At 46.1% G+C, this 22,700-nt stretch carries 27 protein-coding genes and 5 pseudogenes; 29 read left to right on the top strand and 3 right to left on the bottom strand.

Annotated elements, in window-relative coordinates; translation table 11 throughout:
* The first annotated feature begins 61 nt into the window (after positions 1 to 61).
* The 28 genes and pseudogenes from JCM11217_RS03210 (at position 62) to JCM11217_RS03125 (ending at position 20,441) form a co-directional block, all read left to right on the top strand.
* Positions 62 to 568 (top strand): hypothetical protein, encoded by a 507-nt coding sequence (locus tag JCM11217_RS03210; RefSeq protein WP_054842024.1) that lies wholly within the window; start codon positions 62 to 64, stop codon positions 566 to 568.
* Positions 565 to 2,630: pseudogene (locus tag JCM11217_RS03205) on the top strand (minichromosome maintenance protein MCM). The gene JCM11217_RS03210 and the pseudogene JCM11217_RS03205 overlap by 4 nt, the downstream one beginning before the upstream one ends.
* 56 nt (positions 2,631 to 2,686) lie before the next feature.
* Positions 2,687 to 3,061 (top strand): hypothetical protein, encoded by a 375-nt coding sequence (locus JCM11217_RS03200; protein WP_054842084.1) that lies wholly within the window; start codon positions 2,687 to 2,689, stop codon positions 3,059 to 3,061.
* Between the two features lie 195 nt (positions 3,062 to 3,256).
* On the top strand, positions 3,257 to 3,553 hold the full coding sequence (locus tag JCM11217_RS13335) for a hypothetical protein (RefSeq protein WP_243678184.1): 297 nt from the start codon (positions 3,257 to 3,259) through the stop codon (positions 3,551 to 3,553).
* A 2-nt stretch (positions 3,554 to 3,555) separates the two neighbouring features.
* A complete protein-coding gene (locus JCM11217_RS03195) occupies positions 3,556 to 4,293 on the top strand; it encodes a 4Fe-4S binding protein (RefSeq protein WP_243678183.1) in 738 nt (245 codons plus the stop codon).
* Positions 4,294 to 4,298: 5 nt separating this feature from the next.
* The gene (locus JCM11217_RS03190) at positions 4,299 to 5,546 is read left to right on the top strand and encodes a pyruvate ferredoxin oxidoreductase (RefSeq protein ID WP_054842083.1); all 1,248 of its coding nucleotides are present in this window, start codon (positions 4,299 to 4,301) and stop codon (positions 5,544 to 5,546) included.
* A 51-nt stretch (positions 5,547 to 5,597) separates the two neighbouring features.
* Positions 5,598 to 6,335, top strand: coding sequence for a thiamine pyrophosphate-dependent enzyme (locus JCM11217_RS03185; protein WP_243678232.1), 738 nt, complete (start codon positions 5,598 to 5,600; stop codon positions 6,333 to 6,335).
* Positions 6,313 to 6,624 (top strand): hypothetical protein, encoded by a 312-nt coding sequence (locus tag JCM11217_RS13330; RefSeq protein ID WP_243678182.1) that lies wholly within the window; start codon positions 6,313 to 6,315, stop codon positions 6,622 to 6,624. Before JCM11217_RS03185 ends, JCM11217_RS13330 begins: the two co-directional genes overlap by 23 nt.
* A 247-nt stretch (positions 6,625 to 6,871) precedes the next feature.
* Positions 6,872 to 7,351 carry a hypothetical protein gene (locus tag JCM11217_RS13325; protein ID WP_243678181.1) on the top strand — a complete coding sequence of 160 codons (480 nt, stop codon included), beginning with the start codon at positions 6,872 to 6,874 and terminating at the stop codon, positions 7,349 to 7,351.
* Positions 7,300 to 7,743, top strand: a complete 444-nt coding sequence (locus JCM11217_RS13320) for a hypothetical protein (RefSeq protein WP_243678180.1) — start codon at positions 7,300 to 7,302, stop codon at positions 7,741 to 7,743. Before JCM11217_RS13325 ends, JCM11217_RS13320 begins: the two co-directional genes overlap by 52 nt.
* A 5-nt stretch (positions 7,744 to 7,748) precedes the next feature.
* Positions 7,749 to 7,889: a hypothetical protein gene (locus tag JCM11217_RS13315; RefSeq protein ID WP_243678179.1), complete on the top strand. Its 141-nt coding sequence runs from the start codon at positions 7,749 to 7,751 to the stop codon at positions 7,887 to 7,889.
* Positions 7,877 to 8,149 carry a hypothetical protein gene (locus JCM11217_RS13310; RefSeq protein WP_243678178.1) on the top strand — a complete coding sequence of 91 codons (273 nt, stop codon included), beginning with the start codon at positions 7,877 to 7,879 and terminating at the stop codon, positions 8,147 to 8,149. The genes JCM11217_RS13315 and JCM11217_RS13310 overlap by 13 nt, the downstream gene beginning before the upstream one ends.
* 159 nt (positions 8,150 to 8,308) lie before the next feature.
* Positions 8,309 to 8,923 (top strand): annotated as a pseudogene (locus tag JCM11217_RS13305) (FAD-binding oxidoreductase).
* A gap of 17 nt (positions 8,924 to 8,940) precedes the next feature.
* Positions 8,941 to 9,174 (top strand): FAD-linked oxidase C-terminal domain-containing protein, encoded by a 234-nt coding sequence (locus JCM11217_RS13300; RefSeq protein ID WP_243678177.1) that lies wholly within the window; start codon positions 8,941 to 8,943, stop codon positions 9,172 to 9,174.
* Positions 9,175 to 9,324: 150 nt separating this feature from the next.
* Positions 9,325 to 9,720 carry an FAD-linked oxidase C-terminal domain-containing protein gene (locus tag JCM11217_RS13295; protein WP_243678176.1) on the top strand — a complete coding sequence of 132 codons (396 nt, stop codon included), beginning with the start codon at positions 9,325 to 9,327 and terminating at the stop codon, positions 9,718 to 9,720.
* A gap of 4 nt (positions 9,721 to 9,724) precedes the next feature.
* The gene (locus JCM11217_RS03170) at positions 9,725 to 10,858 is read left to right on the top strand and encodes an FAD-binding oxidoreductase (protein WP_243678175.1); all 1,134 of its coding nucleotides are present in this window, start codon (positions 9,725 to 9,727) and stop codon (positions 10,856 to 10,858) included.
* Between the two features lie 67 nt (positions 10,859 to 10,925).
* Positions 10,926 to 11,840: a (Fe-S)-binding protein gene (locus JCM11217_RS03165; protein ID WP_243678174.1), complete on the top strand. Its 915-nt coding sequence runs from the start codon at positions 10,926 to 10,928 to the stop codon at positions 11,838 to 11,840.
* Positions 11,821 to 12,231, top strand: a complete 411-nt coding sequence (locus tag JCM11217_RS13290) for a (Fe-S)-binding protein (RefSeq protein WP_243678231.1) — start codon at positions 11,821 to 11,823, stop codon at positions 12,229 to 12,231. The genes JCM11217_RS03165 and JCM11217_RS13290 overlap by 20 nt, the downstream gene beginning before the upstream one ends.
* A gap of 207 nt (positions 12,232 to 12,438) precedes the next feature.
* Entirely contained in the window at positions 12,439 to 13,236 is a 798-nt protein-coding gene (locus JCM11217_RS03160) for a homoserine kinase (protein ID WP_054842023.1), read from the top strand.
* Between the two features lie 25 nt (positions 13,237 to 13,261).
* Complete coding sequence (locus JCM11217_RS03155) at positions 13,262 to 13,837, top strand: hypothetical protein (protein WP_054842022.1); 576 nt, start codon at positions 13,262 to 13,264, stop codon at positions 13,835 to 13,837.
* 150 nt (positions 13,838 to 13,987) lie between these two features.
* Positions 13,988 to 14,392 carry a hypothetical protein gene (locus JCM11217_RS03150; protein ID WP_054842021.1) on the top strand — a complete coding sequence of 135 codons (405 nt, stop codon included), beginning with the start codon at positions 13,988 to 13,990 and terminating at the stop codon, positions 14,390 to 14,392.
* A gap of 54 nt (positions 14,393 to 14,446) precedes the next feature.
* Positions 14,447 to 16,744 (top strand): annotated as a pseudogene (locus JCM11217_RS03145) (DEAD/DEAH box helicase).
* Positions 16,745 to 16,793: 49 nt separating this feature from the next.
* Complete coding sequence (locus JCM11217_RS03140) at positions 16,794 to 17,576, top strand: sugar phosphate nucleotidyltransferase (RefSeq protein WP_054842020.1); 783 nt, start codon at positions 16,794 to 16,796, stop codon at positions 17,574 to 17,576.
* 42 nt (positions 17,577 to 17,618) lie between these two features.
* Positions 17,619 to 17,906, top strand: coding sequence for a hypothetical protein (locus JCM11217_RS13285; RefSeq protein WP_243678173.1), 288 nt, complete (start codon positions 17,619 to 17,621; stop codon positions 17,904 to 17,906).
* 106 nt (positions 17,907 to 18,012) lie between these two features.
* Entirely contained in the window at positions 18,013 to 18,264 is a 252-nt protein-coding gene (locus JCM11217_RS13280; protein ID WP_243678172.1) for a hypothetical protein, read from the top strand.
* Positions 18,252 to 18,638, top strand: coding sequence for a glycosyltransferase family 4 protein (locus JCM11217_RS13275; protein ID WP_243678230.1), 387 nt, complete (start codon positions 18,252 to 18,254; stop codon positions 18,636 to 18,638). Before JCM11217_RS13280 ends, JCM11217_RS13275 begins: the two co-directional genes overlap by 13 nt.
* A gap of 19 nt (positions 18,639 to 18,657) precedes the next feature.
* Positions 18,658 to 19,820, top strand: a pseudogene (locus JCM11217_RS03130) (M20 family metallopeptidase).
* Between the two features lie 65 nt (positions 19,821 to 19,885).
* Positions 19,886 to 20,441 (top strand): annotated as a pseudogene (locus JCM11217_RS03125) (50S ribosomal protein L22).
* Here JCM11217_RS03125 and JCM11217_RS03120 read toward each other — a convergent pair.
* Complete coding sequence (locus tag JCM11217_RS03120) at positions 20,435 to 20,809, bottom strand: hypothetical protein (protein ID WP_054842018.1); 375 nt, start codon at positions 20,807 to 20,809, stop codon at positions 20,435 to 20,437. The pseudogene JCM11217_RS03125 and the gene JCM11217_RS03120 sit on opposite strands and share 7 nt — an antisense overlap.
* Positions 20,806 to 21,624, bottom strand: coding sequence for an NAD(+)/NADH kinase (locus JCM11217_RS03115; RefSeq protein WP_054842017.1), 819 nt, complete (start codon positions 21,622 to 21,624; stop codon positions 20,806 to 20,808). The genes JCM11217_RS03120 and JCM11217_RS03115 overlap by 4 nt, the downstream gene beginning before the upstream one ends.
* A 100-nt stretch (positions 21,625 to 21,724) precedes the next feature.
* Between JCM11217_RS03115 and JCM11217_RS03110 the strand changes: the two genes are divergently transcribed.
* Positions 21,725 to 22,126, top strand: coding sequence for a translation initiation factor IF-5A (locus JCM11217_RS03110; protein WP_054842016.1), 402 nt, complete (start codon positions 21,725 to 21,727; stop codon positions 22,124 to 22,126).
* 7 nt (positions 22,127 to 22,133) lie between these two features.
* Here JCM11217_RS03110 and JCM11217_RS03105 read toward each other — a convergent pair whose 3' ends face one another.
* The gene (locus JCM11217_RS03105) at positions 22,134 to 22,700 is read right to left on the bottom strand and encodes a DUF655 domain-containing protein (RefSeq protein WP_054842015.1); all 567 of its coding nucleotides are present in this window, start codon (positions 22,698 to 22,700) and stop codon (positions 22,134 to 22,136) included.

Below are 22,700 nucleotides of genomic sequence, written 5' to 3'. Positions count from 1 at the left end.
TCAATATTACTTATCCTTTTCCTGTAGTGCCTTTTTAATTGGTTTGTGGTAGTTACTTTTGATGGGTTTTTCGTACTTAATGCCTAGCGTTAGGGCTGTGTTGACACGGGACGTTGATGGGGGGGTTAACCTAGGCATAATCAGTATTGCCCCTGCCAAGGCTGGTTCCGTAATTAATGCACCACCCAACGTGCTTGAGGTCCTGATTAAGCGCGGTGTTGCCTCTCTGCTTGACGAGGATAAAGTCGGTAGTGAGGAGATTCTTAAGAGGGTTTGGCTCGAGAATAGGGCTCCTAGCGAATTAAGGGAGTTGCCCAGGGACTTCTACATTAGGGCTAGACTTAGCATGGTTAGCGGTGACCAGAAGAGCGTTAGGATATACGCCCAACAATTGAGGGAACTCGCCCAGTTGAGGCTTAGGAAGATACTCACGTTACTTGCTGTCAACCCTGGTATCGCGGATTCCAGGGACTTCCTGGACAAGCTCACCATTGAGGAGGAGGAACTCGTCAAATCCATCGCACCAATAATCAAGGAATTCCTCAATGCAGTGGTGGGCCTACAATGACTACGCCAGAAACCGCTGAGGTTAGTCTTGACTCATTGATTCAAGGACTTAGGGGCTTTATTGAGTCGAGCGATAAGTATGTTGATGAGATTAATAACATGATCATACAGAGGAAGAGATCCCTCGTTGTTGACTTCCACGACCTACTAATTAGCAATAAGGACCTCGCCGACATGCTCCTTGAGAGACCTCAGTTGGTTATTCAGGCTGGCTCTGAGGCTGTTAGGCAGGCGATAACTGAGAGGGATCCAGAACTTGCCAAGTCCGTTAGGAACTTCTACATGAGGTTTAGGAGACTCCCTGAGTCGCTACCCATTAGGAGGTTGAGAAGTGAGGTCTTGGGTAAGTTAATAATGGTTGAGGGCATAATAACTAGGCAGACACCACCAAAGCACTACCTCAGGAAGTCCGTGTTTAGGTGCTCGCAGTGCGGTTATGAAGTTGAGATTCCACAGCCCACCACTGGGTTCGTACAACCGCCAAAGCGTTGCCCCAAGTGTGGTGCGTTGAATAGTATGGTGTTTGTTGAGGAGAGGAGTGAGTTCATTGATTGGCAGAAGATAATCGTTCAGGAGAAGCCTGAGGAGCTACCACCTGGTCAATTGCCTAGGAGTATTGAGGCGATACTGCTCGATGACATGGTCGATACGGTGAAGCCTGGTGATAGGGTTTACCTAGTCGGTGTCATGAATCTAGATCTGGCGGACCTGAAGAAGGGTAAACCACCTGTTGTTTCAAGCTTCATGGAGGTTAATTACGTGGAGAGCCAGCAGAGGGAGTTGGTGGAGATCGAGATTACGCCGGAGGATGAGAAGAAGATACTGGAGCTTTCGAAGATGCCCGACGTTAGGGAGAGGATAATCAAGTCAATAGCGCCCTCCATATACGGCATGGAGGACATTAAGGAGGCAATAGCATGCCTATTATTCGGCGGTGTACCCAAGGTCTACCCAGACGGTATTAGGGTTAGGGGGGGTGACATACACATATTACTCGTTGGCGACCCAGGTATGGCCAAGACACAACTGCTAAGGTTCGTGACAAAGATAGCGCCAGGGCCGTATACACCACGGGTAAGGGCAGCTCAGCAGCCGGCTTGACGGCGGCTGTCGTGCGTGAGAAGGACACTGGTGAGTTTTACCTAGAGGCTGGCGCGTTGGTGCTCGCGGATACGGGCGTGGCCGTTATCGACGAGATTGATAAGATGGATGCTAAGGATAGGGTCGCGATTCATGAGGCCCTTGAGCAGCAGACCGTCTCCATAGCTAAGGCAGGCATTGTGGCAACACTAAATGCTAGGTGCAGTGTATTGGCCGCAGCAACCCAGCCTTTGGTAGGTACCTGCCCAACAGAACCGTGGCTGAGAACGTGGATTTACCGGTGACGTTGCTCTCCAGGTTTGACTTAATATTCATCATTAGGGATGAGCCGAACTCGATAGGGATAAGGCGATTGCTGAGCACATAACCACATTACACGCTGGTGAGGTTCCCGAGGGCTTCGTAGACGTAATACCGCCTGACCTACTTAGGAAGTACATTGCCTATGCCCGTAAGCACGTTAAGCCCGTATTAACTCCAGAGGCTAGAGATAGAATTGTGCAGTTCTACGTGCAGATGAGGGCAAAGTCCAGGGAACCTGACTCGCCAATTGCCATAACAGCTAGGCAGTTGGAAGCCTTGATTAGGCTTGCTGAGGCTGAGGCTAAGATGAGGCTTAGTCCTGTGTTGAGGCTGAGGATGCCGATAGGGCCATTAGGCTATTCATGAAGTACCTTAGTAGTGTTGGTATCGATGTTGAGTCAGGAAAGATAGACATCGACATAATAATGACTGGAAAGCCCAAGTCGACTCAGGAGAGGATGGCGCTCATAATGAACTTATTGGCTCAGTTGGAGGAGTCCAGTGGTGGTAAGCCAGTTAGGATTGAGGACCTGTATAAGGAGGCTGAGGCCGCAGGCCTTGATAGGCAGGCGGTGGATAAGGCAATAAACATGCTCCTTAAGTCAGGGGGGGATATTTACATGCCAAAGCCCGGCTACGTGAAGAGGGTGCTCATATAAGTGGCCTTATTTTTATAACACGAAATACTTATATCCATTAATTTCTAGGTATGGCTGTGATTGATAGGTTAAATGCAATAATTACTGGGTTGAGAAATGCCGTAACGCTTACCGTGGAGAAGTTGCTTGAAAGATTAAGGGAGGAAAATATAGAAGTTCCTGAGGAAAGAACCATAGGTGATTGGGGGGGTTGGGGGGGCGTGATTTCTAAGGCAATGGAGGCCGGGATAATAAGCCTAAGCGATGCCGATATTGACGCCATGTATTACGTATTCAGGAGATGCGCCACGCTCGAAGAGATGGTACGAGAAGCCCTAGCTAGGCCCGAGGAGATTGATGAAAACTTCGTAAATAACTTAATGGATGATTTCAGGGAGAATGTAGAGGCCCTCGCCCGTGTCAGAGAAAGAATCGAGCAGTTAGTTTCGTAAATCTATATACGTTATATATTATTGTTTATAAACCGGAGTCTACGTAAATCACGTATCGAGTGTGTTATTTTTAATATACCTAGGAAGGCATTACTTTAAAAGTACAATATTAGTAATGATTGATTAAAATGTCTGTTCAAGCTCCAAGTATATACACGATAGAGATCATCTACAGGGGGAATACACCAGAGGCATTTGGCGAGGAATTTATCCAGGGGGATTGTTTATGCGGCCAGGATGGCGGGTAATGTCGCATTATCTTATCAGAGGTATGGTGATGATCCGGAGAGAGATGGTGTGCCAGCTAAGTACTTTGTGGTTGTGGCTAAGGGCGCCAATGAGGAGATCCTTGATGCCGAGGCGGCTAGGGTTGAGCCTGACTACGTGGATGTCTCGATAGTGCTTGATGACACAATACTCAAGGGTGTTGAGTCCTGGGCCTGGCAGGGCATTCAACCAGTCCACCTGAAGTTAAGGCTGGTGGATTATTAATCGTGGTTTCTAAGAGAAGCCCCCCCGATGAATTGCTTAAGTTCATACCCGCCAGGGACTCGCCATATACCCTAGTCGTGGTTTATGGTGAGAGGAGTATTGGTGATTTCTGGACATTCCCAGACGATGGGACTGTGGAGAGGGTCCTTGGCGCCATTGCTAAGGTAATGCCCAATATACTCACTCTTGATGATGTCAAGAAATACCTGGAGAGCCTTGATAAGCCCAGTGAGAGGGTTAACAGGGCTTTAGAGGCTTACCAATCACTCGTTAAGTTGAGGGAGGTTAAACCTGGCGAGGGCTTACCGTATAAGTACGAACCACCGCACCTACCTGGTTGGAAGGACATGATGATTGGCGGCGCAATACCAGGCCTAAAGCCGAACCAGAGGAACCCATACTTCACGGGTGGCACTGCCAAGCATTACAGACCCGTGATTAACTTCGACAAGTGCATAAAGTGTAGCCTGTGTTGGGAGTATTGCCCAGACTCCGTATTTGATGTTACGCCAGACGGCTACTTCAACCCAGCCCTAGCCTACTGCAAGGGTTGCGGAATATGTGCTGAGGTATGCCCAGTACCCGACACAATAATTATGGTTGATGAGATGGAGTTTGAGGATGGCTATGGGAAGTTCATTGATGAGTACAGGGCTTGGAAGGAAAATAGGGAAGCCTATAGGAAGTGGTTTGAGTCATTATTACCAAAGGCACAGGTAATAAGTGTGAGGAAGAGGTGATGGGTATGTCCGTCACCGCACTTGAATCCAAACGTCTTGAGGCAGTGCTTAAGGGAGATGAGGAGGTGGAGGTCGTAGGTACGGGCACCGACGCCGTTGCTTACGCATTAATGCTTGCCGATATTGACGTGACGTCAGCATACCCAATAAGGCCCTATGGCGGTGTTATGCAGACTGTGGCTAGGTTAATAGCTGATGGTTACATGAAGGCCGAGTACATAGTAGCCGCTCACGAGCATGATCAATTCGAGATTGTTAAGCACGCATCCGCGGTTGGTGCCAGGACATTCGTTGGATCAAGCGGTGTTGGTTGGTTACTGGCCATTGAGGCTATCGTGGCCATAAGCACCGATAGGTACCCAGTGGTTGCGTTGATAGGCAATAGGGCGCTGGATGACCCTGGTGCATACGGTGTCGAGCATAATGACGCATTAATGGTTAGGGACGTGGGCTGGCTCTTGGTTTGGGTTGATACGGCTCAGGAGGCCTTAGATACTACGTTAATTGCGTACAGGGTTGCTGAGGACCCGAGGGTTATGCTTCCCGTGGGTATATCAATGGATGGCGCGTTCCTGACGCATAGTGAGCACGTGTTTAAGATACCGCCTAAGTCCAAGGTTCAGAAGTTCCTACCACCATACGACCTGGGCAATAGGAAGCTACACCCAAGTAATGTGATTAGTGTGGCGCCGCAGGTCAATGAGGATTGGGTTACGGAGATTAGGAAGCAGATGGATGAGGCAATGAAGAATGCGAGGAAGGTTATTGAGGAGGTCTATAGGGACTTCGCGAAGATCTTCGGTAGGGATTATGGTAATCCATTTGTTGAGCCGTACATGGTTGAGGATGCTGATGTGGTCATGGTTGGCATGGGTACCGTTTCTAAGCCAATTAAGGAGGCCGTTAGGAGGTTGAGGGCTAAGGGTGAAAAGGTTGGTTTCTTGAGGATTAGGTGGTTCAGGCCATTCCCAACTGATGATATAATACGCTACTTAAGTGATGTTAAGGTCGTGGCCGTCGTGGATAGGGATTACTCCTTCGGTTCGCCATTTGATGGCGGTGCGGTATTCACGGAGATTAGGAGTGCATTGTACGAGGCAGAGCATAGGCCATTGATGATGAATTTCATTGGTGGTCTTGGTGGTAGGGAGATCACCTATAACGATGCGATTAATATGTTCAATATGGCTTTGGATGCAGCTAGAAAAGGTAAGGTTGAGCAGAGGGTGATTTGGTATGGAGTTAGAGAATAAAATGGGAAAAGAAGAAAAATTTATAAGGAAGGTATGGGGGGGTGATTGGGTGTGACAATATCGATTAAGCTCGCCAGGACAGTTAAGGACCTGTTACAGATGGCTCAGACTGAGTATTTTGATGCTGGTCATAGGACTTGCCAGGGCTGTGAGTCTGCAATGGTGCTTAGGTGGGTTGCTAAGGCAGCCGGCCCTAACACAATTGTTATTGGAGCGACTGGATGCATGTACGTTGCCAACACGACGTATTACACAACGGCTTGGGCATTACCCTGGATACACACCCAACTGTCTGGGACTGGGTCGGCCGTGGTTGGTACGGCAGCTGCGTTGAAGGCGCTTATGGAGAAGGGCAAGTTGCCCAATGAAAAGATAAACGTGATAGGCATTTGCGGTGACCTAGGATGCGCTGATGCAGGATTGTCAGAGGTCTCTAATGCATTGACCCACACAAAGTATAACTTCCTAATACTAATGTATGACAACGAATCCAGCGCAAACACGGATATACAGGAAACAACAATGACACCATACGGAGCGCTTACAACCTTCAGCCCAAGCGGTAAGCAAGTAAGGATCATGAAGTATAGGTGGAAGAAGAACATGGCCGCGATGATGGCCGTCGGACACCCAGAGGTTAGGTACGTTGCCACGGCAATAGCGTCAGACCCAATAGACCTATACAATAAGGTAAAGAAGGCCCTGGAGATTGGTGGACCAACATTCATACACACCCTAGACCCATGCCCAAAGGGCTGGGGGGGTTATGACCCCCAAGTACAGCCATGAAATAGGTAGGCTGGCAGTGGAGACGGGTATATGGCCTCTCTTCGAGATAGAGGATGGTAAGTTTAAGCTAACGAGCACGAGCGCCAGAATAGCAAGCGGCGAAATCAAGAGGAAGCCCGTTAAGGAGTATTTAAGGAGACAGACGAGGTTCAAGCACCTGACTGATGAGGATATTGAGTATATACAGAGGAAGGTTGATGAGATGTGGGAGAAGTGGTTGATACCAGGGCTAATACCACTAACTAAGGAATTACCATATCCAGAGGTCACCAAGGCAGGTACTGGATAGTCCTGAATTTATTATCAATTTAAAATCAAAGTAAATTTGATTTATGTATTTATTTAGTCAAGAAATTTAACCATAAATGCTAAAATAATTATATTCTTTTAAAAATCTATTAAATATTTTTTAACCTTTCGTAATTATTATTTATGATGAGCTATTATTAATAATTACTAATATTTTCTTTATCACGTTTATTATTGAATATATTTCTAGATATATTTATAATTATCTAAAATAATTAATCAATAATATGGCAGGTCATCCTCAATTAACAGATAAACAAATACTCGGCTTTAGTAGATGGTTTGCCTTCGTTGGAGCTTTCCTGGCTATGTTTATGATTAGCCCCTATGAATACGCCTTTAGCGCCTTCTCTCATGATGTTGCTCAATTCTTCCACATTAGTGCTGTTTTCCTTGGCACGGTATTTACCGTTAATGTCTTCCTAGAATCAGCATTCGGTTGGCCTGCGGGCTTTGTTAGGGATAGGTATGGTCCCTGGCTCCTCCAATTAATAGCGGCGTTTCTCGTTGGCATTGGCTATTTCGCAGCCATATTTGGTTCACCAACACTCCTCCTATGGGTTTATGCCGTCATTGGTGGTATTGGGGGGGCTGGCATTGTATATAATAACAGCGTCACCGTCGCCAATAAGTGGTTCCCTGACTATAGGCTACCGTGGCTGGCACAATATCGGCAGGCTTTAGCTGGGGGGGTTCAATACCGATAATACTGTTAATCGGTATATTGCCAAAAGTACACCCTATAGCCGTGTTCAAGTCCATAATGCTCGGTCTCGCCATTGTCTCATTTGTGATAATTCTCATCTCGGCGTTTCTAATGAGGAGGGATCCACCGAAGGGTTGGAAACCACCCACATATAACCCGCAAGCTTCTAGGTCGAAGCTTATACGTGCTACTGATTATCAATTCACGTTTTCAGAAACCGTGAGGACCTGGCAATTCTGGATATTAGTCATAACATTCCTCCTGGTGGCGTCTGAGGGATTGACCATAGTCTCCAAGGCTGTTCAATACGGTCTCTACTTCCACTTTGCCCTAGTCGTAGCGGTGGCTGCGGCCCTCGGATCATCAATCATGGCGGGCTGGGTAAGTTCATAACCGGCGTGGTATCTGATGCTATTGGCGTTATCAAAACGCTCATCCTATTCTATGCCTTATCCGGTATATTCACGTTGTTAAGCATCCTATTTGGTGTCATACATAATGAAATTGGGTTCGTAGTCTCCGTGGCTTGGCAATACTGACCTGGGCATCAATATACACCGTTAACCCAGCAGCTGTAGGTTACTTCTATGGTGAGGTAGCGTCAGGTAACAACTACGGCCTACTCTACGCAATTGCCAAGGGCAGTGGCGCAATTTATGGTGGTGTACTCACGGCAATAATGATTGAGTCACTCGGCTGGATAAACACAATGGTGGTGTCTGGGCTCTTCGGCATAATAGCCGCATTACTAGCCATACCATTACTCTGGAAAATACCAAAGCCTCCAAAGAAGTCATAATGGTTATGATACGTCAAAAATTAATTAAAAATTAACTATAAATAATTATTTTATTTCATTATTTTCATGAATAAATATAAATCTTTTTATTAATTAATAGCTATAGATAAAAATATTATTTAGGCAATATTTATTAAATATCTATTCATACATATTTATATGGGGGGGATAACTAAAGGTATTATTGCTGAGCTGGAGAAAATTGTTGGTAGCAATAATATTATTACTGATGATGTTGAGCTAACGGTTTACGAGGCTGACGGCTCCTTCGTGTATACGGCTAAACCCGACGTGGTCGTTTTTCCTAGGTCCACTGAGGAGGTTGCTAGGGTTGTTAGGGTTGCCTGGGAGAATAGGATACCTATTATTGGCCGTGGCTCTGGCACGAGCCTTAGTGGTGGTGCCTTGCCCATTGAGGGTGGTATTGTGATTTCCCTGACCAGGATGAATAGGGTTCTTGAGCTTGATGTCGAGAATGAGACGGCCACGGTTGAGGCGGGGGGGTCATTAACCTATGGGTTAGTGATGCATTAGCTAAGCTTAATTACCAATACAATAGACCTTGGCTACTACTTCCCGGCTGATCCAGGTAGTCAGAGGGTTTCGACGATAGGTGGCAACATAAGCCATAATGCTGGTGGTGTTAAGTGCTTTAAGTATGGTGTTACGGTTAATAACGTACGTGGATTGAAGGTAGTTCTCCCAAATGGTGAGGTTAGGTTCTTTGGCGGTAAGGTTGTTGAGAGCCTGGCTATGATGTTGCCGGCATTATAAGTGGTTCTGAGGGTACGATGGCCATAGTCACAGAGGCTGTTCTAAGGATTGTTAGTAATTATGAGTCTGTTAAGACGATATTGGCCGCATTCAATTCGGTGGAGGATGCAGGTACGGCCGTGTCCAGAATCATAAGTGCTGGGATTAGGCCCGTGGCCCTTGAATTCATGGATAAAATAGCCGTTAATGCTATTGAGGCGGGTCCATGGGGGGTGGTGGATTACCTACCGATGCAGAGGCCATACTCCTAATCGATGTTGAGGCTCTGAACCGGGTACGAATGCGGAAGCCAACAGGATAATCGAGATCTTGAAGTCCTCAGGTGCGTACATGGTTAGGCTTGCCAAGGATAGGCTGAGGCCAATAGGTGGTGGAATGCGAGGAAGCAGGCCTTTGGCGCTATGGGTTTTGTCGGCCCGAATTACATAACTGGTGATGGTACCATACCAAGGAAGAAATTGCCGGAGGCCCTGCGCAGGATTAGGGAGATTGGTAATAAGTATGGTTTTAGGATTGCCAATGTATTCCATGCAGGTGATGGCAACTTACACCCACTCATTCTATATGATGAGAGGAGGCCTGGCGAGAGGGAGAGGGCCTTACAGGCTGAGGATGAGATACTTAGGATGTGCGTTGAGATTGGCGGTACAATAACCGGTGAGCACGGTGTTGGGTATTACAAGAAGCACCTCATTGGCTTGCTTTATACTGATTACGAATTGAATGTAATGAAGAACATAAAGTCCGTCTTCGATCCAATGGGCATCATGAATCCAGGTAAGATATTCCCAGGGTGATTACATGGCGCTTGAGACGGCACTTAAAGACATCGAGAGAGAGGTTAGTAACGACTCAATCAGGGAACCGACGAGTAAGTATGTTATTGATGGTTTAATGCCTAAGGTGGTGTTGTATCCGAGGGATGTTAATGAACTTAGTACAATGATGAGGAGTATAAGTAAGGAGAAACTGAGCGTAATACCCATGGTTAATGGCACTAAGACCTTCATGGGTAATATACCCAAGTCCTATGATGTAGCCCTTGACCTAAGCCGCATACACAGAGCCATAGAACCTGACCCAGAGGAGATGGTTGGGGGGGTTTACGGCGTTAGTGCGCCATTTAGTGAGGTTCAGGAGACGTTAAGGAGGGTAAGTAGGAGACTACCTATCGACCCACCACTATCAAGCCGCTCAAGTATTGGTGGTGTGTTTTCATGTAACCTATTTGGCCCGTTGGCCTATACTTTCATGACTACGAGGGACATAACGCTTAGGGTTAGGGCTGTGATGCCTGATGGAACAGTGGTTAGGTGGGGGGGTACTGGAATGATTAAGGACGTGGCCGGCTATAATGTGAAGAGACTCTTCATTGGTTCCTGTGGTTCCCTGGGTATAATCTATGAGGTTATGTCTAGGATTGCGGCAATACCCGACGTAATAGCCATTGCAAGGTTAAATAAGGAGCTTGATCTACTCATGACGAGGAGGTTAAAGCCTTACGGTGCAATCGTGGTTAATGGCACCATGTACCTCAGGTTTGAGGGTGTTAAGGAGGAGGTTGAGTACAGACTGGGCAAATTGAGTGAGGTTTCAGGATTTGATGTATTTTACGGCAATGAGGCTGAGGAATTATGGTATGGATTAACGTCGATGGATGAATTATTCAGTAATTACAATATTGTTATTAAGGTAGTAACTCCACAGGCAAGGTTGAATAATGCCTTGAAGGAATTACAGAGTAGTTACCTTGTTAAGATGCCCATGATTGGTGAGGCTTATCTAGGCGTTAATAATATTGACGTTAACGTATTGAACACAATTAGGGGGGGTAAAGTGGGTGATTTAGGCGGCTACTTAATGATTTTGAAGGCACCCCCCCTGAGCTTAAGCGTGGAATTGACGTTTGGGGTCTTAACCAAAACCTGGACATAATGTCTAAGCTGAAATCCGTCTTTGATCCATTGGGTATAATGAGCCCTGGGAGGTTCGTGGGTGGTCTATGATGAGTGGTGACGACCTATACAGGAAGTTCGTTGAGGAGGGGGGGCTCAATGAAGCCTATAAGTGCGTGCACTGCGGTTTCTGCCTACCAACATGCCCAACCTACAGGGCTACATGGAATGAGGCAGACAGTCCAAGGGGGGGTAGGATATACCTAGTCAAGGCATTGTTAACGGGTAAGTTACAACCCACCGAGACCCTGCTTAAGCATTTGGATGCATGCGTAATTTGTAGGAGATGCGAGACAGCATGTCCATCGGGTGTTCAGTATAGTAAGGTCCTTGAGGCTGCGTATGCCTACCTGGGCAGTAAGTTAATAGATTATGGATATCCATGGTACGTAAGGACCGGGTTTAAACTTCTTGAGAGCCCAACGGTAATAAAACTGGCGCTGTCGGTGTCCAGCTCATTACCTGGAATACCGAGGCACATGAAGGGGGGGTTTGCGAGATCTAGGGACGTTGAAAGGCTTGATGATGTACTTGGCAGGGTGTTTGAGGTACCGAGAGATAAGCCGGTTAGGGGGGGTAGGGTATTGCTATTTACGACGAACTCATGCGTCGCCTGGCAATCCCATACGCATCTAGTCTATGCCACAATTAGGGTATTGACGTGGAATGGTTTTGAAGTGGTAGTTCCCAGGGAATTCAAGTGCTGCGGTGCGCCATACATGCACATGGGCATGTTTAATAAAGCCCTTGAGCTTGCGAGACACAATATCGATGTACTAGATAAGTATGATAAGGCATATGGCATAGATTACGTAGTTGTCCCAGACTCAGGTGGTTGCCAGGCTCAGTGGCTTGAGTACGAGAGATTACTTAATGCAAAACTGAACCTTAAGCAGAGGGTTATGAACACATTACAACTCCTTGATAAGGTTGGGCTTGTTGGTGAACTCGGCCCCCGTTAAGATGAGAGTATCAATACAGCACAGTTGTCACTTGATGAATGTTGCGAAGGCCCACGATGCAGTATTACGCGTAATCAGTAAGATACCAGGCCTTGAAATAAGGGGGGGTTTAGACACCGCCGATATTTGCTGTGGGGGGGCTGGCATGATGTACCCAGATAGGCATCCAGACATTGCTAAGGAAATAACTAGGCAGAAGATTGAGGATGTAATGCGCCATAAACCCGAGGCATTAATACTGGAAAGCGTAACCTGCAAAGCCCATTGGACAAACATAATCAGAGATAATAATCTAAGTATTAAATTGTTATACCCAACAGAATTACTTGATGCATCGTATATGTCCGGCAGAAATCCAGGCTATGAAGAGCTTAAAAGCGTAAGTATTTAGTGACTTAGGGTAATAGGGATTACTTACTTAAGTTAATAATTATAAATAGGCACTATATTTAGCTTCGATGGCCATATGTGTTAGGGGGGGTCCAGCCTCTATAGCTAATTTAGGGCCTGGATTCGATGTATTATCACTAGCTATTCTTGAGCCTTATGATGATGTCTACGTTGAGTTAGGTCAGGGGGGGATGATCATATAAGCTTTATGGGTTATTATTCTCATTATTTACCCAGTGACTATAGAGCTACCACGCTTTACCCGGTAATTGAGGAGTTTAGGAGGATTACTGGTATTAACTTTAGCATTAACGTTGTGGTTAAAAAGGATATTAAACCGGCGAGTGGTTTAGGTAGCAGTGGCGCTGATGCGGCGGCCATTGCCTATGCCCTCAATAAGTTACTTAATGCCGGCCTTGATCATAAGTCGTTGATTAGGATTGCGGCGCTCGGTGAAATCGCGGCAGCGGGTACTCCGCACATGGATAATGTGGCTGCATCCCTATTGGGTGGCTTAGTCATTATTAATCCAATTACTGGGGACTTCGTTCGGATTGACGTACCTAGTAATTATTGGTTATCAATAGTCATAGCCGGTAATAAACCCAGCACCAGGGAGATGCGTAAGTTATTGCCTAATGCCGTGGACATGGCAAGCCTTAAGAATAACTCCGCCTATGCATCAATGCTCGTCTACTCACTGATTACTGGCGATAGGGGTGTGTTGGGTAAGGCGTTGATGGGCGATGCGGTTATTGAGCCTGTGAGGGCTAAGCTTTACCCACACTATGACGCGGTTAAGGAGGCGTTACTAAAGGCTGGCGCTATTGGCGTTGCCCTGGCTGGCGCTGGCCCATCATTATTCGGAATATTCGACTTCGAACCATCTAAGGAAGCTATTAATAACTTATTGAGGAACCATGGCTTGAGGGACTATACTTTAATCATTACGCGGCCAAGTAATGTCGGTGTTCACGAAATACCCTGTGAGGACCTTAATACTTAATATACGCTATGTGCCTTAGGTTGGCATGAACGTTATAGTAATTGGTGGGGGAGTTATAGGGACAGTATTAACGCACTTGTTCTCATTAAGGGGCGTTAACGTTACATTAATCAACTCAGGATTTCAAAGACCAAGGTTTCCACTCATTCACTCAAAGCTTCTTAGGTTTCCTGAGGACATTGCATTATCGAGGATTAGTGAGGACGTGTATAATGAGTTATCGACAGAATTGGGAGTTAATGTATTAAGACCTATGAGATCAATAACCATAATACCAGAGACGTGTTATAACGATGTATCACACATAATGGGTATGTGGCGTGACGCCGGCGCTGAAGTGCATGTGGTTAGTGATGTTAGTGAGTACGGCCTTAGGAGGGTTAATGACCAGGAGATATACATTCTAAGTATTAATGGTGATAACCTCGTTAATTACCCATCACTGATTAAACAAGTTCGTAAGATTAACAATGCCAATTATGTTAGAGGTACCGCCGCTATTAAATTTAGTAATGACGGCATTAAAGTTTTAGTAAACAGTGAGGAATTGTATGGGGGATTACATAATCCTCGCTGCAGGGGGCTTGGAACTCAACAGTAATTAAGGACGCTGGTCTGAGGGCACCATTATTACCGTATAAGTGCCAGGCAGCGGCATTCATGGCCAGGAAAGTCAGTGATATTGTTTATGATTACGTACTCAACATTTACATGAGACCCCCCCTCGGTTCAATAATTGATAATGCACTAAGTGGCTTGGGGGCTTTCAATAATCGTTGGTGGAGATGGTAATTCAAAGATTACAGAGCCAGGTAAGGATGTCGGTGTTGACCGTGAATTCCTCAATGAGCTCAAGGGTAAGGTTAGGGCCAGGGTTAGTAGGGCGTTGCTTATTGGGTCAAGGTTTGGTTATTGTGAAGTTACGCCTGACATGAGGCCCTTGGTTGGCACTATCGGGTCAAGTAACCTACTATTAATTGGTGGGTTTAATGGTTATGGGGCTGAGGTGGGGCCTGCATTGGCCTTGGCGGTGGTTAATTACGTGCTTAGTGGCTCGTGGCCTGACTACGCAAGGCCATACCTCATAGATAGATTTGGCAGTAATTGGCCGAGCACCTGGGACATCAGTGTTGAGGCGCATGAATTATGCGTTTAATGCGGCCTGAACTCTTTATTAATTCTGTTGGGAATTAATGTCTGGTTGGTTACGTTGCGCATCGCTGACCTGCCGCTTCCCGACGTACTAAAGGATTTCGTAATCAGGGAAAGGGGGGGTATTCAGGAACTTTATCCACCGCAGGAGGAGGCTGTGCGTAAGGGGCTATTTGACGGTAGGAACATGGTCATGTGCACGAGCACCGCGACTGGGAAGACGCTGATGGCGGAGTTGGTTATGGTAAATGCTGTGCTCACCAGGGGGGGTGTTAAGGCCATACTCGCCGTCCCACTGAGGGCCCTGGCCTATGAGAAGGCTAGGGATTTGAGGATTTACGAGAGACTTGGCGTTAGGATTGCCGTAACAACCGGTGAATATGATAAGGAGGATGCTTGGCTCATGAATTATGACATAGTGGTTACGACATACGAGAAACTCGACAGCCTACTGAGGCATAAGGCTGAGTGGCTTAAGCAAGTCGGTGTTTTGGTCATTGATGAGATTCACTATATTGATGACGATAAGAGGGGACCAACTATAGAATCAATAATCGCAAAGGTGAAGGCGCTCGGTCTCAACACGCAATTATTGGCCCTGTCAGCGACCGTAGGCAATGCCGAGGAGATTGCGAATTACCTCAATGCCGAGCTTGTGGTCTCCGATTGGAGACCTGTCAAGCTTAGGGAGGGTGTCTATTATGATGGTGTTATTTACTACGCAGATGGGTCCAGGGCATTGATTAAGGATTTGGGAAATCCCGTGCTCTCACTTGTGATGAATACAATAATTAATGGTGGCCAGGCCCTCGTATTCACAAACTCCAGATCAAACACGGTCAAGCTGGCCCAGCAAATTTCTCATTACATATGTAATTACGGGACAAAGCTTATAGAGCCGAGTGCGTTAACGAAGATCTCAAGCTCGATCATTGAGACCTCACAGTCCAAGTTGCTTGGTGAGGAGTTGGCTAGGATTGTTAAGTGCGGTGTTGCATTTCATCACGCAGGCCTTGACATGGATACAAGATCAATAGTTGAGAATTCCTTTAGGGATAGGCTGATTAAGGTTGTTGTTGCAACGACGACGCTGGCTGCCGGCGTTAATTTACCGGCGAGGAGGGTTATTATCCATGAGTATAGGAGGTACGAGCCGGGCATCGGAATGGAGGAACTCCCTGTAATGGAGTATAAGCAGATGGCTGGTAGGGCGGGCAGGCCTGGGCTTGATCCATATGGCGAAGCCGTGCTCATCGCCAGGAGTGAGGATGAAATTGATTACCTAATTAGGAATTACGTAAATGCAAGAGTAGAGGATGTTAAGTCCAAGTTTCTGACGGATAAGAACCTGGCCACGCACGTGCTATCGGCAATAGCTAGCGGTTATGCCTCGAGTATCGATGATGTGATGAGATTCGTATCATCAACTAGGGTACATTCAGAGTGGTTTCCACAGGAATGAGTTCCTTAGGGACCTGTTAAGGAGGAAGATTGATGACGTGATTAATTTCCTAGTTGAGTCGGGATTCCTCGAGAGGAGGGATAGCTATGTGGCTGCGACGTCTCTAGGTTCATTACTGAATAATCTTTACCTGGATCCATACACGGCGAATACGTATATTCGTGGGCTTAAAGCTAGGGATGAGACGAATGACTTGGGTTACACTCACTTAATTATTCAATCGCCTGAGGTGCCGAGGCTTAGGGTTAGGAGGAATGAGTTTGATGATTACCTGGAACTGGTGCTTGATAATTGGGACTATTTATTAATTAAACCGCCGATCACGAGGGATGAAATTGAGAATGGAGAGTTTGAGGATGAGGAGGTTGAGGATTACCTATCCACAGTGAAGACTGCGGTGATGCTCCTTGACTGGGCTAACGAGGTTTCCGAGGATGAGCTGTATAAGAACTATGACGTGGGACCCGGCGATTTAAGAGTATATAGTGACTTAATGGATTGGCTGGCGAGTGCCGTAACCAGACTAGCCGGCGCATTGGGTATGAGGAGGCATGAGGAGAGATTGAATATACTCAGGTGGAGACTGACCTATGGAGTTAAGGATGAATTGATAGAGTTAGTGGTGAATCTCGAGGGTGTTGGTAGGGCTAGGGCTAGGGCATTATACAACGCCGGATTTAAGAGTGTCGAGGACATCGCCAATGCGGATCCGAGGGCCATAGGCATGATTAGGGGGGCTTTGGTGATAAGCTTGCACGTTCAATAATTGAACAAGCCAGGAAATTAATTGAGGAGGGTAAGGTGGTTAAACTGTCGATGATTAATGCAGGTAAGGAGGAGGGCGGTAGGCAGGGGTATACTAGGAGGAGAGGTTCGCTTCTTGATTACCTTTGATATCGAAAGTGAAATACTTATATATTATTACCACAGACCTAGCCTGTTGATGATTAGCAAGGCAGTCATCACTGCCGCTGGGCTTGGCACAAGGATGAGGAATATGACCCTCATAATGCCGAAGGCGTTATTACCGTTAATACGCAGGAATGAAATGCCCATGCTGGTTCCAATAATTGACTTAATAATAGCGCGCCTTCAGGAGGTTGGTGTTTCTAAGTTCATGATTGTCGTTGGTAGGAATGGGAAGCCATTAATTGATTACCTAATGGATAAGTTATTCACGGACTCACTAAAGGCGCAAATATCATTCACATTTCAGGAGAAGCCTCTTGGCTTTGGTGATGCCGTGCTTAGGGCTGAGGACTTCGTTAATAACGATCCATTCTTCGTTCACGCAGATGATGGCATTTTAACAAGAGGGTACTTAGAAGGAGTTAAGTTATATGAGGAGTTGAGTCCAGACGCCGTATTATTCCTCAGGAGGGTTAATAATCCCAGTAGGTATGGCATTGCTGTTGTTAGGAATGAGGGGATGTATAATGGTTATGGCTTAGTTAGGGTATTAAATGTCGAGGAAAAACCGAGTAATCCCAAGTCCAATATTGCCATATCGGCAGTTTACATATTTAATAGGAGAATATTCGACGGGCTTAAGTCGGCCAAGGCGGATGGGGAGCTTGAGTTGACGTACGGTATTGAGAACGTGATTAATAGCGGTGGCGAGGTCTATGGATTGTTACTCAGTGATGATTCCTGGCTTAGTGTTGGCGATCCTGAGAGCTACTTCAACACCATTATTAGAACATTTAACTTACATGAAGGAGACTAATATTTAATAATAGCCCTGGTTTACTCATTTACGGCTTAGCTTATGCTTGTAAATATTATTGTAAGTAGGAACAGGGTTTCTGGTGAGATAAGGACTGGAATTAGGTTAAGACTTGAGAATCCGCCGCCTGGTGTGTATTACAGGGTTATTAATGAACCTGTTGATTTATCACCGTCATCTAACGACTTCTACATAACCAGAGACACAACAACCAAGTGGTTTCTTAAGGCATTAATAGAGCCGGCATACTCACTTAAGCTGAGGGGGGTTAACCCACGCCTTTTTCCTGAACCTATTCATACCACGGACACCCTGGGTACAGGAGATTGACCAACCAATATTTAACCTATTCGAGAAATACATAGGTAAGTCGAGGAAGAGTTCGTTATATAGACTAGCTATAAAGACCTTCAGGTATTTATTCAATAGGGATAATGTGGTGATGATAACCTGGACTCAATGGAGTAAGGAGGGTCTTGAGGAGGAGGGGGGGTTTAGGGATGTTAGGGTTGTGCCGCCACCAATGGTGACGAGCTTTAGGAAAATCGATAATGAGATAACGGTGGGATTCATCGGTGTTGAGTATCATAGGAAGGGTGGTGACATTGCAGAGGACGTTATGTCAAAGCTGCCAAGCGCGTTAGGAAGGTTTATGTTGGTAAAAGCCCAAGGAGGATTGAGGGTGTAGAGTATCATAAACCAATGAGGAGGGATGAACTGCTTAAGTTAATGGCTGAGTTTGACGTGCTTCTCTTCCCAACCAGGGGGGGTGAGGCTTACGGGTTCACGGCACTTGAGGCTATGAGCATGGGCATACCCGTGGTTGCATCAAACGTGGATTCAGTACCCGAGGTGGTGAGTGATGGAGGTATACTATGTGAGGTTAACGATACTAAGTGCTTCCTAGACAGCGTTAAGGAACTCATCAATTCTCCCGAGTATGCCATGGAACTTGGCGCCAGGGCTAAGGCAATCGTTGCCCAGAGACACTCGCCTAGTATTGTTGGTAAGGAATTATTAGCAATATATAATGAGTTAAGTGAGAATGGGCGAGTCCATTAAGCAAGTAATCGATGTATTGATGGACCTAATTAGGCTGAGGACGGTAGCACCACCCGGCGAGAATTACCTAGAGATAATCAATTACCTAGACAATTTATTAACCGATTATGGATTGAGTACGAATATTATCGAGGTTCCCAAATCCATCGTTAATGAGAGTTACCCTGAGTATGCGGATTACCCAAGATACATATTATTGGCTGAGCTGTGCAATGCCAGGAATGAGAGGATTCACTTCAACGCTCATTATGACGTGGTTCCTGGAGGAGGTGGCTGGTTAGTTACGGAACCATTTAAGCCGGTGCTCATTAACGGTAGGGTCTATGGCAGAGGCGCATCTGATGATAAAGGTGGCGTGACAGCCTGGTATTACTCGCAAAGAGGCTTGGTGAGTTAAGGGAGTTCTATGGATGTGTGGAATTCTCCTTCACGCCAGACGAAGAACTTGGCGGTGCAACGGGTATTGGCTATTTAATTAATAGGATCAGTAAACCAAACTATGCAATCGTAGCTGAACCCACGGGACTTGACACGGTATGGATTGGCAGCATGGGGGGGATACTGCAATTAGACATTGTTGTTAGGGGGGGTATACCAAGTCATGCCTCACAACCGTGGTATGGCAATAACGCCTTCGAGGATGGCATTAAGGTCGCCTATGCATTAATTAAGGAGTTGAAGCCTAAGATCGAGAATAGGCAATTCATGAGCGAAAGGGCGACCATCACGTTGGGAGGGCTTGTTAAGGGTGGTGTTTCTCGTAATATCGTGCCTGATTACTTTCAATTTTCAATAGATAGGAGAATATTACCGAGTGAGGATACTGAGGATTCGCTTGAGGAATTGATTGATTACATAAATGGATTAAGGAGTAATATTAATTCATCCGTGGATATCTACGTAATAAGTAAGATAGAGTCGTCAATAAACAATGGCTCAAGGTTGCTAAGTAAATTAATGAGGATAATAAGTAATACGTTGCATGTAAGTCCTAGGGTAGGTATATCGAGGGTTCCAGTTGATACACGTTACTTACAAAGGGCTGGCATAGATGCACTGACTTATGGGCCTGGCAGTATCGTTAGTGCCCACGGACCTGACGAATACATAGAGGTTAGTGATATTATTAAGTCCGTGGATGTGTATTCACGGTTAATTATGGAGGTCTATGGTGATGCGTAGTTTTTCCGTCTATGAATTACGGTAGGTAAATATTTTTATATTGCATTGCTCACGCTGGTTTGGGTATGGCTAGGATTGATTGGAGCATTGATGCGGAGGACGTCATCAAGAGGGTTAAGGAGATTTATGGAGCGAGTATTACCGAGGATCAGGTGGTTAAGGCCCTCGGTTATGAGTATAGGATTAGTTGGAAGAAAGCTGTTGAGGTGGCTAGGTTCATTAGGGGCTTCACAATTAAGCAAGCCGAGGAGTATCTGAACAACGTCATTAAGATGAAGGCTCCAATACCAATAAGGAGATTCACCAAGAAGCAGGCACACCACACAACGCCCTGGGAAGGCTGGCCAGTGGCCAAGTGGCCTGTTAAGGTTGCCAAGGCCTACCTGGAGGTTCTTAAGAACCTTGAGAATAACGCGAGTTATAGGGGGCCTTAATGTTGATAACGTGGTTATTGTTCACGCTGCCGTTCATAAGGGTCGTAAGATCAGGAATTACATGCCCAGAGCCTTCGGTAGGTCAACACCCTGGTTCCAAGACACCGTAACGATAGAGCTGGCTGGTGCTGAGATACCCGAGGAGAATGTGCCAAAGAGACTTAAGCTGAAACCAAAGCCCTACTGACGTTTCCTCAGGAAAATCACTGAATACCTGATCCCCAACTTCCTAAGGAACTTTATTAGCAACGAATCATCAGTAATCACCACAGGATCCTTATCCCTTAATCTCAGGGCTAAGACTATTAACGAAACATCGGCATCACTTAATAGTCTTGGCAAGTGATAGTTCCTCCTGGCAAGTATTATTTCATCCTCACCAACATCATAAACGCTTATGTTCAGTATCTCAGGCACGACAATGGCTCTCGCATCCTTCAGCTCATTAATTACGTAATTTGTCGTTATCAGGTTTCCCATACCCATTAATGGGCGTAAATCCCTCATGTGTAATATCGCGGATGTATCGAGTATTATGGTACCTTCAGTGCTCATGGTATGAATAACCTCCTAAATAACCTATCATACATCCTGTATTGGCGCGTCCTGATAAACCTCACCTTCCTATCACCTGGGGTGATGCGTATCTCGGCACCCCCCCTCTGCGCAACAATACCATCACAGAGTATGTGGGCCACCTCACTCGTTAATACCTTAATGGGTACCTCGTATGGATGTACAATGGGGGGGACTAAAGCCCTTGAAAATGGTGCGAGGGGCACTATCAACTTCACGGCCAACCTACTATCGACCGCAGGACCCCCCCCTGCCGCTAAGGCATACGCGGTGGAGCCCGTGGGCGTTGCTATTATGACACCATCCATCCTAGCTCTCATTACTTCCTCACCACCATCCTCAACGATGGTTACGTTTATTAAATGACCTGGGTCAACACCCTTAACCAATACCTCATTTAATGCCGTGCACTCGAAGTCCGTAGCCACAGCCTTCAGCGTGAGCCTTTCCTCAATCGTGTACTCACCCTTAACTATCTTATCAAGAACCTGGGGGGGTAACTCCCTGGCACTCACGTCACTTAGGTAATTAACCCTGCCAGTACCTATGTGAAGTATAGGGGGGGTACTTATGGAGTTTGTGATTTCGTGAATAAACCTAAGTACTGTCCCGTCACCGCCAATCACCATGGCCATGTCAACGTCCTGAGAACCATCCCACTTGGGTATGCCTAGGTTCTTAACCTCCACATCCCTAGCGGCAACAACCTCAACTCCATTACTACTAAGCCTATTGATTATTAGCTTCGCCAGTGCGTAATCCTCGTACTTACCAATGTATATCAATATCCTCATTAATACTCAGGCTAATGCATAACCAAGTGAATTAATAAGTAATTTCTCAGGGAATTACTCGATAGAAAACCTTTTATTAGCTCTAGCTATGTCGATTTGTATGTCGACGAAGCCAACAGAGGCAGGTTCGGTGAAGGAAGGTAGCTATATAATGATTGATGGGGAGCCGTGTAAGGTGGTTGAGGTTGAGAAGAGTAAGACTGGTAAGCATGGTTCTGCTAAGGTGAGGATAGTGGGTATTGGTGTCTTTGACAATGTTAAGAGGACTTTAATAGTGCCTGCTGATGCCCAGGTCGAGGTGCCGATTATTGAGAAGTTCGTTGCCCAGGTCGTGGCTAGGGTTGGTGATTCCTGGCAGTTGATGGACCTTAGGAACTACAGTACCTTTGAGGTTAGTCAGGACCAGATGGAGGAGGAGGTTAAGGGTAGGATTGAGCCTGGGGGGGTTGAGGTTGAGGTTTGGGATATTGCCGGTAGGAGGAAGATAATTAGGGTTAGGTAGTTAAAAATTAGCCCACGAAGATCCTATACTGATCAACACCCTGTAATTCCCTCAATATCCTATCAATAATTAACTTCTCTGGGTCAATACCAACCCTACTCTTAATATCCTCAAAGGACTGGAAGGGCTTCTTCCTCCTCTCCTCAAGTATCTGCCAAAGAGTCTTCTTGCCAATGCCCCCCCTGAGAAGCTCGAGACTATGCATCTTAAGCGTTATTGGCCCAGCCTTATTGAAGAAGTCCACGAACCTACTCTCCTGAGCCTTAACAATCTTAGCGACAATCTCAGGAAGAGCATTCTTAGCCTCATTAGTGAGCTCGTCATAATTAATCCTCCTAACAATCTTATTCACCTTATCCCTAGTCCCACTACCTATGTAAACCCTCTCACCAACCTCAGCTGTTGCGTTAGGCTTAAGCGTTAACTCAAGGAGCGTGAAGAACTGCTCACCAATAGCCTGTACATAGGCCTCATTCCTCGGAAAACCCTTCTTGATGAGGGATGGGTCCTTAATGAGCATTTGCTCCGGAGGTATTATGTCGAGTATGTATGCGTAGTCCTCCCTCTTAACCAT

This window comes from Vulcanisaeta distributa JCM 11217, from assembly GCF_001316005.1.
Taxonomy (GTDB): domain Archaea; phylum Thermoproteota; class Thermoprotei; order Thermoproteales; family Thermocladiaceae; genus Vulcanisaeta; species Vulcanisaeta distributa_B.
The sequence above is the reverse complement of the archived record's forward strand: the minus strand, read 5'-3'. Positions and strand labels throughout refer to the sequence as shown.